This is a genomic window from Micromonospora rubida (assembly GCF_009908295.1).
GTDB lineage: Bacteria > Actinomycetota > Actinomycetes > Mycobacteriales > Micromonosporaceae > Micromonospora > Micromonospora rubida.
Genome location: NZ_JAAALO010000001.1, coordinates 1,044,017 through 1,059,953 on the forward strand (window position 1 = coordinate 1,044,017; position 15,937 = coordinate 1,059,953).

Consider the following 15,937-nt stretch of genomic DNA (forward strand, 5'->3'; position numbering starts at 1 on the left):
TGGAAAGCAGTGTGGGCCGGCGGGCGTCGGGCGGGCACCAGGGTGATCCCTGGGCTTGGACCCCAGTTTTAGGCTTTCCTGGTGTCTACCGAAATCGTGGCCGAGCGCTTCCTGTCGGCGGCTGACGGCGCCGACCCGGACCGGGCCGCGCGGCTGGTGTTCCAGGCGTTCGTCGCGCTGTCCCGCACCGCCGACAGTCACCAGATGATCCCGCTCATGGCCCGCGTGCGGGGAGCACGCGACGCGAGCCGTTCGGCGCGGACGGAGCTGATCTACCGCACGCTGGTGGGGATCGTGGCCACCCGGGCCCGCCTCGCCGACGGCCCGGAACACCTCGACACCGCCGTACGGATCTTCGACGAGAACGCCTTCGGGGACGATCCGGTTCTGGTCGAGTGCGCGCTGACGGCCGTGATGACCCTGATGCGCCCGCACGAGGCGCGGCGCTTCGCCCCGCTGGTCGACGCCCTCGACCTCACCCCGGCGGACCGGGCGCGCATGCTCGCGATGGTCGGTGTCGGTGACGCGTGGGCCGGCAACCTGGTTCGGGGGCAGGCCGAGCTGCGGGAGGCGGCCCGGCTCGCCGCGCTCTCCGGCAGCCTCGACGTGCAGGCCGAGGCGACGTCGTGGCTGGCCAAGTGCGATGCGCTCCGCGGCGACCTGGACCTGGCGGCGACCCACCTCGACCAGGCCCGGGAGCTGGCCGCGCGGGTCGGGTCGGCCTGGGTCGCCCGCCACCTCCCCGAGTGCACGGCCGCGCTGGCGTTCGCCCGTGGCGACCTGGATTCATGGGCGGGGCTGCTCGAACTCGTGGTCGCCACCGACGCCGGCGTGACCGCCGGCCTGCACTACGAGCACCGCTGGGAGCTGGCCACCCACCACGCCCTGGCCGGCCGGCCGGAGGTGGCCGCCGGCCTGCTCGCCGCCGTCGACGACCCACTCCCCGCGTGGCCGGGCGGGCCGGCGCTGCCGGCGTGGCGGGCCTGGATCCTCGACCCGGACGCGCCGACGACCACGGCCGCGCTGGCGGCCACGCTCGATGAGCTGACCCGGCCCGCCGAGCAGCTGCTGGCGGCCCGCATCGCCTGGCTGCTCGGCGCCCACCACGGCCGGTCCGGCCGGCGGGGCGAGGCAGCCCGGCTGCTGGAACAGGCGTGCGCGGGGTACGCCCGAACCGGTGCCGCCGGCATGCTCTCGCTGGTACTGACCGACCTGCGGCTGCTCGACGGTCCGCCGGCCACCACTCCCCCCGCCGTGGGCCCGACCCGCGCCGACGGTCCGCCGACTCTCGACGCGGCGCCGGGGTTCGCCAACCGGATCGGCCAGCCGGCGCTGACCGGCGCCGAGGCACGGGTCGCCGCCGCGATCGCCGACGGGCTCAGCAACCGGGAGGCGGCCCAGCGCCTGTTCGTCTCGGTCAAGACGATCGAGTTCCACCTCGGCAACATCTTCCGCAAGGTCGGGGTCCGCAACCGCACCGAGCTTGCCACCCGGCGGACCCGAACCGGTTGACCGGCCCCAGCGACCCCACCCGAGCCGTGCAGCGCTGAGAGAGCTGGCGACTCCCGCCAGGACATCGCCAGCGGGCGGGCGACAGCAGCTCCGACGTCGGTGACCGCGTGCCCGGCCCGTCCCCGGCAGGGTCGGACCGGGCACGCGGTCAACGTGCCGTCGTCACCAGGCCCAGACAGTCGGTTCACCGAGCTGATCGCTGCCGGCGCTGAGGCTCGGCGTGGCTTCGGTCCGCAGGACCCGGCCGTCCCTGTCGAGGATCCTGACTCTGGTGACCTGGCGGGGATCGACGCGGATCGCGCCCACACCGGCTTCCAGTCGGCCGCTGGCGATCGTCCGCCCCTTGCCGTCGAGCAACTCGGCGCGGACCGCCGACTCCGGCCCGACGACCAGCACGCCACGCGTCTCGCCTGGCATCTTGACGGCTACCAGGTCAGGCCGCCCCGTGACGACGGTCCAGAAATCAACCGGTGGCGCGGACTCTGGTTGCCGCGACGGATCCGCATCAGCCGTGAGCAGGGCGGCGCAGCCGCCGGCAGTGGAGCAGGAACTCACCAGCACGGCCGCGGGCGCGCCGGGTACCCAGTCGGGCAACCGTCCGCTCCAGATCACCTGGGGCACCGGCCCGGCGAGCCCGTCGGGCCGGCAGTCCGCGCAGGGCGTCGCGCACCTCTGCGCGTACGACGACGTCGTCCGCCACGTCCCGGCTCCGGCCCCGGTCGGCATGCAGCCGCCAGGCACCGGTCACGCCGGCCAGGAACTCCCGGGAACCGAACCGGTGCCACAGGCTGACCCGCTCGTTCACCATGATCCGGCGGACGTATGCCATCGGTTCGTCCACCTGCCGCCACCGGCGCATCGCCTGCATCAGCGCGTTCTGCACCAGATCTTCGGCCGCGTGCCGTGAACCCGTCAGCAGGTATGCGGTCCGCAGTAGATCCGCATACCGGAGTTCGACGAACTCGCGGAAGCCATCATCCGTCACATGCACCCTCCAGCCCTACGTGGGCATCTTTGCCGAGAAGATGACCCTGAGCCGGCGGAAAAGGTTGACCGCCGACGGGAACTGGCCCCGGAAGTGTCCTGATCTCCGTGTTTCGCCCAACCTGTTGACCTGTAGGAATGGGCCCGCCTGGTGTTTTGCCCAAACTGGCCACGCGCACGTGACCAGACCGTGACCCATGGACGAGACGATCTGCGCACTTCCCCAGATGGAGGATTCAGTGCGCAGATTCCCCGTGTTCATCGTCGCCGTGCTGGCCGCGACCGGCCTCTCCGTTACCCCCGCCAACGCGCAGACCCCGAGCAAGAGCAAGGTGGAGGTCTTCAACGAGTACGGCCCGCAGGGCTATGTGGCGGCGCCGACCGGGGCGGGCACCCGGCGGAGCCTGGCCACGCCGGCCGCCACCGTAACGCCGATCGAGGTCAACGGCCCCAGCGACAAGCGCATCGACCTGGTCTACCTCGGTGACGGCTTCACCGAGGCCGAGCAGGCGCTGTACGCCACCGAGGTGGCCTACAGCTGGAACATCCTGGCCCAGCGTGAGCCGTTCAAGACGTACCGCAAGCTCTTCAACGTCTGGCAGGTCAACGTCGTCTCCCACGAGTCCGGATCCGACAACGACCCCACCAAGGGCGTACTGAGGGACACCGCGCTCGACAGCACCTACTACTGCGAGGGCCTGGAACGCCTGATCTGTCTCGACATTCCGGTGGCCGAGTCCTATGCCGCGCTGGCTCCCGCGTTCGACCAGATCGCCGTTGTCATCAACAGCCCGAAGTACGGCGGCGCCGGCTACATCGAGGAAAACCTCGTCACCTTCTCCGGCGGGCACCAGTCCGGTGCGGAGATCCTGCCGCACGAGCTCGGCCACTCCCTCGGCGACCTGGCCGACGAGTACCCGTACTGGGCCTATCCCAACGACGGCAGCGTCTACACCGACGAGGAGCCGTTGTTCGCCAACGTCTCCATCCACAACGCCGAGCAGCAGGCCGCGCAGCGGACGAAGTGGTGGTATTGGGCCGGTGAGAACACCCCGGACGGCGGCATCATCGACACGTTCGAAGGCGCCTATTACCACAACCTCGGCATCTACCGGCCCAGCGACAACTCCCTGATGCGTTCCCTGCTCAAGCCGTTCAACCTGGTCGGCCGCGAGGAGATGACCCGGAAGTTCTACGAGATGACCGGCCTGGTCGACAGCGCCACCCGCAGCAACGCCCCGGTGAGGGAACCGGCCACGCTGTCGGTCACCCCGGTGCCCATCCCGACCGTGTCCACGCGCTGGTTGATCAACGGCCACGAGATCACGGAGTGGGCCGGCCGAACCTCGGTCAAGGTCGCCGGCAAGAAGCCCGAGCCGCACCCGGCGCAGCCGTGGTGCGGTCGCAGGGACCTGCGGGTCAAGGGCACCTGCACCTACACCGTGCAGGTCTTCGACTCCACCCAGTTCGTGCGTAACCCCGCCTACCGCGACGGCGCCCTGACCTCGACGATCACCTGGACGATCCAGGACAAGCACCACTAGCCACTCCGCGTAACGACGAGCTACGCCGGGTAGCCAGCCGCGCTTCGGTGCGGCGACACGCCGAATCCGTTGGGCTGCACCGAGAAGACGCGGATCCCGGCATGAAGGTGGTCCTCCCACAGATCACCTTCATGCCGGGTTCCGCGTCGACATGAGACCGGACCGTCCCGCGCCCGGCCGGGCGGGTGTCCGAGGCTGGGACGGCGGGCCGTTATGCTGAGCCTCGTGGTAGTGGGCACGGTCCTCAGGGGCCGGTACAGGTTGAGTCGGTTCCCGCTGGCACACAAGGGCATGGGCGAGGTTTGGACAGCGCAGGACACCCTGCTCGACCGACCTGTCATCGTGAAGTTCGTCGACGCCGCCATGCTGAACGTCGACCTGGTGCGACGATTCCGACGTGAGGCACTGCTGACCGCCCGGCTCGATCACCCCGGCGTGCCCGCCATCTACGACCTCGGTGAGCATGACGGCCGCCCCTACGCCGTCCTCCAGAAGATCGACGGGATCTCTCTCTCCGACCTGGTGGCCGAGCAGGGCCCACTCCCGATCGGCTGGGTGGCCGCCATCGGGGCACAGATCAGCTGCGTCCTGCTCGCCGCCCGCCAGATCGGCCTGGTGCACCGGGACATCAAGCCGAGCAACGTCATGCTGGACAGGTGCGGCGCGGTGAAGGTGCTCGACTTCGGTCTGGCTGACATGCCTGATGACGACCGCTACTCGCGGATCACACAGTCCGGACAGACCCTCGGCACGGTGGGCTACATGGCGCCCGAACAGATCCTCGGTGGCCCCATCGACCATCACACCGATTTGTACGGCCTGGGGGCCACGCTCTTCGATCTGCTCACCGCCCATCCGCCGTTCGGCGATGTCACCACCATGACCACCTTGCGGCACCAGTTGGACGGCCCCCCTCCGCGCCCTACCCATGTGCGGCCGGAGACCCCGGCTGTGCTCGATGACCTGGTCCACGCGCTGATGGCGATCCGCCCGCAGGACCGGCCAGCCACTGCCGCCGAGGTCTACGCCGTCCTGGCTCCGCTCGCCCAGGACCTGGCACCGATCCCGGGGGTGCTTGACGATCCCGCCGGGGCCGTGCGGGCGTACGCCGCGATCGTCGGGCGAATCCCACAACAGTCGCACCTCCTGGTGACAGCGCCCCCCGAGTGAACCGAGCGACTCAGCAAGGATCGACCCGCCCCGCGGCAGTCCGTTCGACACGAGCCAGGCGCGGATCGCTGAACCACCGGGGTAAGAGCGCCGCCTTCTGCTCGGGAAAGCGGGCACCGCGATAGTGGAAGATCAGGGCACAGTTCTGCCCGCGCGTCTCGGTCGTCAAGGCGCGCCGGGCCAGCGGCGAGTACATGGCGCTGTGTTTCAACCACGCCGCCTCCTCGCCGTGCCGGTCGAAGCCACGGCCGCTCGCCGCATGCCCGAACACGTCGTGGACCGCACGGAACATGTCGTTCTCGCCGTCGCTGAGGTACGGGTGCGGGTTGCCATTGGCTGCGCTGGCCCACACCTTCAGCCGACGTCGCCGCACGTCGTCGACCATGGACCCGACCTCCGCGTACGGGTCCTCGTCGACGATCCGCACGGTCACGCCGAGGCCACCGAACTCGGCTCGGCCCACCAGGAAGTGGTACTGCTGCACGGTCTCGCGACAGAACGCGGCGTACGCGGCATGGGCCCGCTCGTCCCGGTGCGGCGCGGCCATGTATGCGTCCGCGATGGCAGCGCCGACGACGGGGTCAAGGCGCACTCGCTCGTACGCCTCGGGAGAGGTGGTGCCCGTGGAGCCCGCGCCATACCGCCGCGCACCGTCGTGCACGTACGTGACCGGCGGAAAGGTCGGGGACGGGGTAGTGGGCAGCGCGGGTGCGAGCAAGGGTGTTCATGGTCCTCCTTCGGTTGTCGGGATGAGAGTCCGGTCAGCGGGCGGCCACGCCCTCTGGCATGCCGCGTGCCTCGGGGCCGTGGCTGGGCGTCGTCTGCTGCTCGCGGCGCAGCGTCTCGCCGAGCACGCGGATCTCGGACGCTCGACGGTTCTGGTGCAGCTTCGCGATCTTTCCGATGATCGTGCTGTGCCCACGACGCGGCATGGGGTCCTCCAGGGATGAGGTGTGAATCGAACCATCGACAAGCTGTCGCCTGTGAACACGATGCACAATAGATTTCGGCGTGGTAGCGTTCACGCGTGATCCAAGAGCCGAGCACGGCCCCCAGCGACGCCACTCTGACCGCCAGCGGCATCGCGCGGCTGGCCAACGTCGGCAGGGCCGCGGTGAGCAACTGGCGGCGCCGCTACGCCGACTTCCCGACACCCGTCGGCGGCACGGCGACAAGCCCGTCCTTCGGCGCACGCGAGGTGGAGAGCTGGCTCCGTCGCCACGGCCGGCTGCACGAGGCCGGCGCTGAGCAGTGGGCCTGGCGACACATCGAGAGCTACCAGCCCGCTGCGCAGATCAGTGACGCGCTCAGCATCGCCGGCGCCTACCTTCTCACCCGCTCCGATCGGGCCGAGGCCCCGGCCGACAGCCCGCCCACTCCACGAGGGCTCCTCACCCACCTGCGCACCATCGACCCCGACCTGGCCGAACTGGTCGACGACGTGCTGCCGAAGCAATGGACGCCGCAGCTCACCAGCCTGCTGGGCGCGGTCGACCAACTCAGCCGGGAACGGGGCCCCGAAGCCGCCTTCGAATACCTGCACAGCCAGTACGTCGCCTCGGCCCACTCGCTGTCCGGCCTCGCCGGCACGCCGGACAGCGTCGCCGAAGTGCTGCTGACCCTCGCCGGCTCCGGAGCCCGCACGTTCGACTTCACCAGCGGCACCGGGTCGATCCTGCGGATGGCCGCCGACCGGGCACTACGGGGTGCCGCAGTCACCCGGTGCTACGCACAGGAGATCAAGCCGCAGTACGCCCTGATCACGCTGCTGCGGCTCTGGTTCGTGCACCTGCGTGCCCGACGCGCCGGGCACGCGGCGGAGCCGCCCGTCGTACACGTCGGCGACAGTCTGCTCGCCGATGCCACGCCCGATCTGCGGGCCGACGTCGTCGTGGCGAACTTCCCGTTCGGCATTCACGACTGGGGTCACGATCGCCTCGCCTACGACCCCCGCTGGGTCTACGGCCTACCCCCGCGCACCGAGCCCGAACTCGCCTGGGTGCAGCACGCCTTGGCCCACCTCTCCCCCGGCGGCACCGCCGTTGTGCTCATGCCCCCGGCTGCCGCGTCGCGTCCGGCCGGCCGCCGCGTCCGCGCCGAACTGGTCCGCCACGGAGCGCTGCGCGCGGTCGTCGCCCTCCCCGCCGGCCTGATACCACCGACCGGCATCGGGCTGCACGTCTGGGTGCTCACACTGCCCGACCCACACCAGCCACACGCCGGAGACCTGCTCCTGGTCGATACCACTACCGCATCGGCCGGCCGGACCATCGCCGACATCGCCGGAACCGCGTGGCGCGCCTACCTGTCCGGTCACTACACCGACGTGCCCGGCGTCCACCGCGCCGTACCCGCAGTCGAGGTGCTCGATGATCAGGTCGACCTGACACCGCAGCGCTACCTGCCACAAGCCGACGAACTCGCCGCCAGCCCGGCACAGATCATCGCCAGGATCGGCGACTTCGATCAACTCCTCGACCAGGTACGACGCAGCCTGCCGGCAGTACGACAGGCACAGACAGCAGCGCTACGGGCAGCCCCCCAGGCTGACATCGCCGACCTGATCCGGTCGGGCAGCATGTCCGTACAGCGCGCGGTTTCCCGTAGCCGATCAGCCCACGCCCTCGCCAGCGGCCTGGTGCTGACCGCCGCCGACATCCTGGCCGGCGCCCCGGCAACCGGCTCCGCGGCCCGCGCCCCCGACGACGACCCCGGGCCGCGAGTACAAGCCGGCGACATCCTCATCCCGGTCATCGGTCGCAAGATCAGCGCCCGGGTGGCCACCTCGGAGCAGGTCGGAGCCGAACTGGGAATCGGCGTCCAGCTGCTACGCGTCGACCCGGCCCGTTTCGATCCGTGGTTCGTCGCCGGTGTCATCTCCCGCACAGACAACCTGCGTGTCGCCGGCCGAGCCTCCAGCACCGGCAGCGGTGCCCTGCGCATCGACATCAGGCGACTCGCCATCCCCGTGCTGCCGCTGGACCAGCAGCAAGCGTACGGACATGCCTTCTGCCGGCTCGTCGAGTTTCGCACCGGACTGGACCGGGCGGCGGCGAGCGGGGCCGTGCTGGCCCGCGAGATCGGCGACGGCCTAACCGCGGGCGCCCTCGGCCTCCCGTCCTGATCGGACCCTTTCGAGGGCGAGCCGGCGTCACCTCGGCGGCGTCGGATTCGATGCCCGCGGGTCAGTGCACACAGCCCGCACACGGGCGCCTCCGGAGGGTGGCGCGGTAACGAGACATCGGGAACACTGTGGACGTCGGCAGTCGACCCGCCAGGCGTCAGCCGGACGCGACCACCAGCCGTCCGGCCCTGAGACCCGGGTGGCGACCGCGCCGGTTGCCGCGCTTCGCGCCTACGTTGCCGCCGCAGCCGGGTCGGCCGTTCCCACCACCGAGAGGATCACCACATGATGCGCAAATCCTCAGCCGGTTTCGCCACGATGCTCATCCTCGCCGCGCTGATGGTCGCCGACCCGGGCCGCGCCACCCCGGCGACCGCGGCGACCAAGCCGGTGATCAACGGCGCCGTGTTCAACGACCCGGTCGGTACGCCGGAACAGCAGAGCGCCATCTTCACGCAGATCATCGCGCTGGTGAACGCGACGCCCTCCGGCGAGGAGATCAGGGTGTCCATGTTCGGCTTCGGCGACGCGGCCGTGGCCGACGCGCTCAACGCTGCCGCACGCCGCGGCGTGCGGGTGAAGGTGATCCTCGACGACTCGTCGTATCTCGACGACAGCGGCAAGCCCAAGGACAGCCCAGCCTGGAACACGCTGAGCAATCCGACAACCGGGCTCGGCACAGATGACAGGAAGCCGTCGTGGGTGGTGGTCTGCGACGACCAGTTCGAGGACAACGACGGCGTCGACGACGTCAGTCGCGGCTGCCTCGCCACCGCGCCACCCGGCCCGGCCTACAACCACAACAAGTTCTTCCTGTTCTCCAAGGTCGGCCCGTTCGACGACGGCACCACGTACCAGAAGGTGGTGCTCCAGACCTCGTCCAACCTCACCGACTGGTACAAGGTGGAGACGTTCAACGACGCGGTGACCTTCACCGACGCGACGGTCTACGACGCGTACGCGAAATACCACGAGGACCAGCGGCGGCTGCGGTACTCCAGCACGGGCGACAACGGCTACTACCGCAGCACCCCGACCGGCACCACATACCGCGCCTACTTCTTCCCGCGCGCCGACTCCTCGTACAACAACCCCACCAGCGACACCATCGTCAACGCGCTGGACGAGGTCAGGTGCGCCTACACCGGTGCGGACGGGAAGAAGCACCAGACCGACATCCGCATCCTGGTGCTGGACTTCCTCAAGTCACGCAAGCAGGTCGCGACCAAGCTCGCCGCGCTGCGCGCCGGGGGATGCTGGATCGACGTCATCTACGCGGAGAGCGACACGACCATCGAGGGCATGCTGGACGGTGCCGGCATCCAACGGCTGCGTTGCATGGTCAACGTGGCGCCGGGCATCGACATCCGTCCGCACAACAAGGTCATGCTGATCGACGGCGACTACAACGGCGACATCACCCCGCGCGTGTACACCGGCAGCCCGAACCTGGACGGCTCGTCGCTGCGCTCGTCGGACCAGGCGCTGCTGCGCATCACCAGCGCCTCATACCACGCCAGCTACCTGAGCTTCTTCTACAAGGTGCGCAGCCTCTGCCGCACCGGCGTGGGTGGGGCTGTCTCGGCGAGATCCTGAGTCGCCAGCGCCGTCGACGTAGCGGTTCGTGGCCTGGGTACTCGCTTCGATCAGGACCTGACGGCGGTGGCCTGACCGGCGGTGATGACGGACCGCCGCAGACACTTGCCCGGACGACGCGCGCTGGCAGGGCCGAACGCACGGCCACGGCGGCACCGCGCCCGGCGGTGGTGATCCGCCGCTGGCAACCCGCCCGCCCTGCGGGCGAGGCCAGCCCGTCCGGTCGACGGAACGCTCCCTGGCCCCCGGCTTCCGGTGATCGAGTGGGCGACCTGTGGCCCGGTGCGGCAGTGCGGGATGCTGGTTCCGTGCAGATCACGATCCTCGGCCCGCTCGCCGTCGACGGCCGGCCGGTCCGGGGCGACCGGCTCGCGACGGTGATCCGCGCCCTCGTCGACGCGCGCGGGCGGGCGGTCTCCACCCCGTTGCTCGTGGACGCCGTGTGGGGTGGCACGCCGCCCGACGACGCGGCCGGGGCCGTCCAGGCGCTCGTGTCCCGGGTGCGCCGGCTCGGGCTGCCGGTGGTCGCCGGCCCGGGGGGCTACCGCCTGCCCGCCGAGGATGTCACCGTCGACGCGGTCGAGGCACGCGCGCTCGCCGAGCGGGCACGTGCCGAACTCCGCACCGGTGACATCCCGGCCGCGCGCAGCACGGCCGACCAGGCACGGGCCCTGTTTCCCGAGGTCCCCGAGGTGGTCGACGCCGAGGAGGCGCGGCTGTTCGCGGACGTCACCGCACTGCGCGCAGAGGCGGCCCTCGCCGGCGCCGGGCCGTTCAACGAGGCCGACCTGCGCCGACTCGTCGCGCGTACGCCCCCGGACGAGCCCTCGGCCGCCCTGCTCGTTCGCGTGCTCGCCGCCCAGGGCCGGGACGCCGAGGCGCTGGAGGTGATCGAGGTGCTTCGCGCCGAACTGGCCGACCGGTACGGCACCGACCCGTCGTCCGTGATCACCCAGGCCCATCTGGCGCTGCTGCGCGGCGAGCTCACCACCCCGGCTGTGGAGACGCAGCCCCGTGCCCGGCCGACGCGGATCGCCCTGCCCGCCGCGTGGCACCGGCCCATGACCGCCCTCGTCGGCCGGGAACGGGACGTCGAGGGCGTGGGCGAGGCGCTCGTCGAGGCGGCAGTGGTGACGATCGTGGCGACCGGCGGCGCGGGCAAGACCCGCCTCGCCGCCGAGGTGGCCCGCCGCGCGGCGGCGGCCGGGCAGGCCGTACGCGTGATCGAACTCGCCGGCCTGCGCTCACCCGACGAGGTGCTGCCCACGGTGCTCGGGGCGCTCGGCGGAGCGGACACCTCGGCGACCGGCGGCAACCTGGGCCTCGAACGGCGGGTCCTCAGTCCGGCGGAGCGGTTACGCGCCGTGGCGCCCGACCTCGACGGGCTGCTCGTGCTGGACAACTGCGAGCACGTTCTCGACGCCGTGGCCACCGTCGTCGCGGACCTGGTCGCGGTGGCCTCGCCGGAGGTCACCGTGCTCGCCACGAGCCGGGCCCCGCTGGGTCTGGCCGGCGAGCTGGTCCACCGGCTGACCGTGTTGCCGGATGCCGATGCGCTGGCGCTGCTCGAATCCCGGGCGCGGGCCGGCGGCGCGGTGCCGACCTGGGACACCGTACGCGCGCTTGCGCTGTGCCACCGGCTCGACAGCCTGCCGCTGGCGCTCGAACTGGCCGCCGCGCGACTGCGGCACATGCCGATCGACGACGTGCTCGCCGGGCTGACCGACCGGTTCGCGCTGCTCGACGACGCGCTGCGCGGCCTGCCGGACCGGCACGCGAGCCTGTGGGCGATGGTCGACTGGAGCCGGGAACTGCTCGCGCCCGACGACCAGGAGTTGCTCCAGCGGGTCGCGGTCATCCCCGCGCCGTTCACCGCGGACCTCGCCGCCGCGGTGGCGCAGGCCCCCGACGTACGACGCGGCCTGGCGACGCTCGTCGAACAGTCCCTGCTGACCCTGGTCGAGGGGGACGGCCCGCCCCGCTACCGGATGCTCGAAACCGTCCGGGAGTACGGCGAAGCGCGCCTCGGCGCCGCCGGCCACCGGGATCTGGCCATGGCCGGCCTGGTCGGTTGGGCCCGCGAGCGGGCCGTCACGCTCGCCGGCCGGTTCATCGGCCCCGACCAGATCGAGGCGCTCACCCGCTGCGCCGCCGAGCAGGATAACCTGATCGCGGGACTGCGCTGGGCGCTCGGGCAGGACGACGAGCCGGCCACGGTCGACATCGCCACCGCGCTGGTGCACCTCTGGACGGTGCGCGGCCTGCACCTTGAGGTCACCGGTTGGGCGCTGGGCCTCCTGCACGTCGAGGACCCGCACCGGCGGCGGGCGTCGGCGATCCTGCGCGGGCGGGCCGCCGGCCGGCCCCTGCCCGACGCCGACCGGCTCGCCTGGCTCTGCCTGATGATCGGCGTCAACGCCGGCATCAGCGGCGAACCCCGGATCGCAGCGCTCGCCCGGCGGGCGTTACGGGCGCTCATCGCCGAGCGGCCCGCCGAGGTGTCGCCCCGGTGCACCGTGCTGGCGTCGGCGTTGCCCGCGTTCAGCGCGCCCGACCTGGACGAGACCACGAGGGGCGCCGCCGAGATGATCGCGCACCCGGACCCGTACGTGCGGGGGCTCGGCCTGTTCGCCCGCGCCGCCATCCGGGAGAACAGCGGCACGTTCGGGCCGTCGATCGCCGACGCCGAGCAGGCGTACCGGCACTTCGAGATCGCCGGTGACCACTGGGGCATGGCGATGGCGGCGGGCGCCATCGGGCAGTTCTCCGTGCCCGGCGGGGACGCGCGTTCGGCCGAGTGGCTGGCGCGCAGCGTCCGCCACATGGATCTGGTCGGCGCCACGCAGGACGCCCGCTCGATCCGGGTACGGCTGGACATGCAACGTGCCCTGGCCGGTGACCCGGAGGCGGAGCGGCGGCTGGGCGAGAGGGCGACGGCGGGTCAGGCCGAGGAGTCGGAGATCGCGCAGGCGCGCCTCGGGTTGGCCCACCTCGCCTGGCAGCGCGAGCGGTACGACGAGGTACTCGCCCACGCCGACGAGGTGATCCGGTGCCTCGCCGGGTGGACCGGGCCGCCGCCGCAGCCGCGCGTCCTCCTCCGGGTCGCGGTGGCGGTCCTTCACCTGCGGGTGGCCGAGGCCCGGCGGGTGCCGGGAGGCGACGCCGACGCCCACGCCCACGCCGTCGCGTTGCTGAGGCTCGCCCGGGACGAGGCGCTGTCATCGAGGGACCTGCCGGTGATCGGGGCGTTGGTGGTGGGCGGTGCCGAACTCGCGGCGCACCGGGGCGACGTCGCGGCCGCCCGCGAACTGGCCGCGATCGGGACCCGGCTCGGCGCCGACGACCGGACCTTCTTCCCACCCGGAGGCGGCGAGCGGCTCAACGCCGCCCTCGGTGACGAGGAGCAGCGTGAGCCGTCGCTGGCCGCCTGGCGCGAGCGGCCGATCGCCGCGGCCACCGCCCGGATCCGCGAACTGATGGAAGACCTGCTCGCCTGAATCAGATCTTCTTGCGGTACGCGCGCAGCGCCAGCGGCATGAACACCGCGACGAAGCCGGCACACCAGGCGAGCGTCCACCACACGTGCGAGCCGACCGGGGTGCCGAGGAACAGCCCGCGCACCGCCGCCACGAGGTGGGTCATCGGGTTGACGTCCACGAAGGTCTGCATCCAGCCCGGCAGGGTGTCGGCGCTGACGAACACGTTGGACGCGAAGCTCAGCGGCATGATCAGCGCGAACATCAGGCCCTGCACCGCGCCCGGGGTACGCACCTTCATCGCCACGAGGACCGGCAGCCAGCTCAGGCAGAGGGCGAACAGCACTGCGAGCAGGCAGCCGGCGATCGCCCGCAGCGGGTCGGAGTCGATTCGGAAACCGAGCACGTAGCCGCTCGCGAGGGTGGAGATCGTGACGATCACGTACCGTACGAAGTCACCCAGGACCGCGCCGACCAGTGGCGCGGAGCGGGGCACCGGCAACGACCGGAAGCGGTCGAAGATGCCCTTGGCGATGTCGGTGTTGAGGTTGACGCCGATCGCGATGGCGCCGGTGGCGATGGTCTGCGCCAGGATCCCGGGCAACAGGAACTGCAGGTAGTCGTGGGTGGATCCGGCGACCGCGCCGCCGAAGATGTAGACGAAGATGACGAGGAAGAGCACCGGTTGCAGCGTGACGTCGATGAGCGCCTCGGGCGTACGCCAGGTCTTGATGAGGCTGCGCTTGGCGAGCGCCAACGAATGTCGGACGAGCCGGAACGGTCGTGGTCTCGCCGTGACCGTCGAGAGCGGGCTGTTCGTCGCGGGCGGTGCCTCGACCAGGGTGCTCATGCCGCGACCTCCGTGCGGTTGGTGGTGTCGTCGTCGGCTGCCGTGCGCCCGGTGAGGGTGAAGAACACCTCATCCAGGCTCGGCAGGTGCAGGGAGAGTTCGGTGACCGCGATGCCGGCGGCGGCGAACCGCGCGACGCTTTCGGTCAGGGCCGCGTCGCCGGCGACCGGCACCGCGAGCACACCCTTGCGGATCTCGTCTGCCTGGGCGCCGGAGCCGACCCCGGTCAGGATCCCCGCGGTGCGGGGCAGTTGCGCGGGGTCGGCGGGCCGGACCTCAAGGGTCTGGCCGCCGACCACCCGCTTGAGACCCTCGGGTGTGTCGTACGCGATGACCCGCCCGTGGTCGATCACCGTGATCGCGTCCGCGAGCGCGTCGGCCTCCTCCAGGTACTGCGTGGTGAGCAGGACGGTCGAGCCGTTGGTGACCAGCGAGCGGACAACGTCCCACATGTCCTCGCGTTTGGCCGGGTCGAGCCCGGTCGTCGGCTCGTCCAGAAAGATCACGCCGGGTGAGCCGACGAGGCTGGCGGCCAGGTCCAGCCGTCGACGCATTCCGCCGGAGTAGGTCTTGGCCTGCCGGTCGGCGGCGGTGGTCAGGTCGAACCATTCGAGCAGTTCGGCGGCCCGCCGTCGGGAGCCCGTGCGGCCCAGCTCCAGCAGGGTGCCGAACAGCTCCAGGTTCTGCCGTCCGGTCAGGTCCTCGTCGACCGAGGCGTACTGGCCGGTGAGGCCGATGCTCTGTCGGACCCGCTCGGCGTCGCGGACGACGTCGAACCCGCTGATCCGGGCGGTGCCGCCGTCCGGGGTCAGGAGCGTGGAGAGGATGCGTACGGCGGTGGTCTTGCCGGCGCCGTTGGGGCCGAGCACCCCGAGCACCGTGCCCCGGGGCACCGCGAGGTCCACGCCCTGCAACGCCCTCGTCTTTCCGAAGGTCTTGACGAGGCCTTCGGCCTCGATCATCAGGTCAGCTGTCATGTCGCACAGCGTGCGCGAGCCGCCTGACACGGCCCTGACACGCGACCGACACGGCGCCGAGGGCGGGTTCGGGGCGCTCGGATCAGCGCGCGGGTGCGTGGCCGGTGAGGTCGCTGTCTCGTGTCCGGCGACGGAGCAGATGCAGGGCCCGCTCCACGGCCTGCCCGACTTCGGCCGGGTCCACAGCGGTGACGATGACGCCGTAGATCATCCGATGGGCGAGCAGGACGTCGTCCACGGTGATGCGGTGGTCGACCAGCCCGGCCGCCTGCGCGCGCGGGAAGGTGTCCTGGATCAGGGACTGCAGACGCGTGCCGCCGGTGTACTCCGGCACGTTGCGCCGGGCGTCCACCGCCATTTCCACGAACGCGGCGGACTCCACGGTCAGCTGGATCACGCGGTCCCAGAGCCGGCCGAACGCGCCCGCGTCGGGCTCGGCGGCGATCGCGTCGAGCTGCGCGAAGTTCTCCTCGAACACCGCGAACGCCAGATCGAGCCGGGTCGGGAAGTGCCGGTACAGCACACCCTGCCCGACCTCGGCGTCCTTGGCGATCGCGCTGAGCGGCACGTGGTAGCCGCGCGCGGTGAACATCCGGCGCGCCGAGCGGAGGATGGCCAGCCGATTCTGCGAGGCCGCAGCCGGACCACGATTGACGCGACCGCTGGTGGAGGGCATGCTGCACTATAACAACCGGACAGGCTTG

At 71.4% G+C, this 15,937-nt stretch carries 13 protein-coding genes; 6 read left to right on the forward strand and 7 right to left on the reverse strand.

All coding sequences use genetic code 11. The features are described 5' to 3' along the window. Positions 1–81 precede the first annotated feature (81 nt). A complete protein-coding gene (locus GVV04_RS34290) occupies positions 82–1,512 on the forward strand; it encodes a helix-turn-helix transcriptional regulator (RefSeq protein ID WP_161684430.1) in 1,431 nt (476 codons plus the stop codon). Positions 1,513–1,674: 162 nt separating this feature from the next. Here the strand turns inward: GVV04_RS34290 and GVV04_RS03850 are convergent, their stop codons facing one another. After that, positions 1,675–1,929, reverse strand: a complete 255-nt coding sequence (locus GVV04_RS03850) for a hypothetical protein (RefSeq protein WP_161684432.1) — start codon at positions 1,927–1,929, stop codon at positions 1,675–1,677. 88 nt (positions 1,930–2,017) lie between these two features. Next, positions 2,018–2,497, reverse strand: coding sequence for a sigma factor (locus GVV04_RS03855; protein ID WP_161684434.1), 480 nt, complete (start codon positions 2,495–2,497; stop codon positions 2,018–2,020). A 238-nt stretch (positions 2,498–2,735) separates the two neighbouring features. Between GVV04_RS03855 and GVV04_RS03860 the strand changes: the two genes are divergently transcribed. Next, positions 2,736–4,040 carry a M64 family metallopeptidase gene (locus tag GVV04_RS03860; protein WP_161684436.1) on the forward strand — a complete coding sequence of 435 codons (1,305 nt, stop codon included), beginning with the start codon at positions 2,736–2,738 and terminating at the stop codon, positions 4,038–4,040. Between the two features lie 261 nt (positions 4,041–4,301). Continuing rightward, a complete protein-coding gene (locus tag GVV04_RS03865) occupies positions 4,302–5,210 on the forward strand; it encodes a serine/threonine-protein kinase (RefSeq protein ID WP_235965561.1) in 909 nt (302 codons plus the stop codon). Positions 5,211–5,220: 10 nt separating this feature from the next. Here GVV04_RS03865 and GVV04_RS03870 read toward each other — a convergent pair whose 3' ends face one another. Further along, on the reverse strand, positions 5,221–5,928 hold the full coding sequence (locus GVV04_RS03870; RefSeq protein WP_235965562.1) for a hypothetical protein: 708 nt from the start codon (positions 5,926–5,928) through the stop codon (positions 5,221–5,223). Positions 5,929–5,971: 43 nt separating this feature from the next. Next, on the reverse strand, positions 5,972–6,235 hold the full coding sequence (locus GVV04_RS03875; RefSeq protein WP_161684440.1) for a hypothetical protein: 264 nt from the start codon (positions 6,233–6,235) through the stop codon (positions 5,972–5,974). Positions 6,236–6,237: 2 nt separating this feature from the next. Between GVV04_RS03875 and GVV04_RS03880 the strand changes: the two genes are divergently transcribed. From GVV04_RS03880 to GVV04_RS03890, 3 genes are all read left to right on the forward strand, one after another. Then, entirely contained in the window at positions 6,238–8,334 is a 2,097-nt protein-coding gene (locus GVV04_RS03880; protein WP_161684442.1) for an HsdM family class I SAM-dependent methyltransferase, read from the forward strand. A gap of 285 nt (positions 8,335–8,619) precedes the next feature. Next, complete coding sequence (locus GVV04_RS32760) at positions 8,620–9,930, forward strand: phospholipase D-like domain-containing protein (RefSeq protein WP_161684444.1); 1,311 nt, start codon at positions 8,620–8,622, stop codon at positions 9,928–9,930. Between the two features lie 308 nt (positions 9,931–10,238). After that, a complete protein-coding gene (locus GVV04_RS03890) occupies positions 10,239–13,427 on the forward strand; it encodes a BTAD domain-containing putative transcriptional regulator (protein ID WP_161684446.1) in 3,189 nt (1,062 codons plus the stop codon). A 1-nt stretch (position 13,428) separates the two neighbouring features. On the opposite strand, the gene GVV04_RS03895 is transcribed toward GVV04_RS03890, so the two are convergent. The 3 genes from GVV04_RS03895 to GVV04_RS03905 form a co-directional block, all read right to left on the reverse strand. After that, positions 13,429–14,256 (reverse strand): ABC transporter permease, encoded by an 828-nt coding sequence (locus GVV04_RS03895; protein ID WP_161684448.1) that lies wholly within the window; start codon positions 14,254–14,256, stop codon positions 13,429–13,431. Further along, on the reverse strand, positions 14,253–15,233 hold the full coding sequence (locus tag GVV04_RS03900; protein ID WP_161684450.1) for an ATP-binding cassette domain-containing protein: 981 nt from the start codon (positions 15,231–15,233) through the stop codon (positions 14,253–14,255). Before GVV04_RS03900 ends, GVV04_RS03895 begins: the two co-directional genes overlap by 4 nt. An 82-nt stretch (positions 15,234–15,315) precedes the next feature. Next, positions 15,316–15,909 (reverse strand): TetR/AcrR family transcriptional regulator, encoded by a 594-nt coding sequence (locus tag GVV04_RS03905; RefSeq protein ID WP_161684452.1) that lies wholly within the window; start codon positions 15,907–15,909, stop codon positions 15,316–15,318. Positions 15,910–15,937: the final 28 nt, after the last annotated feature.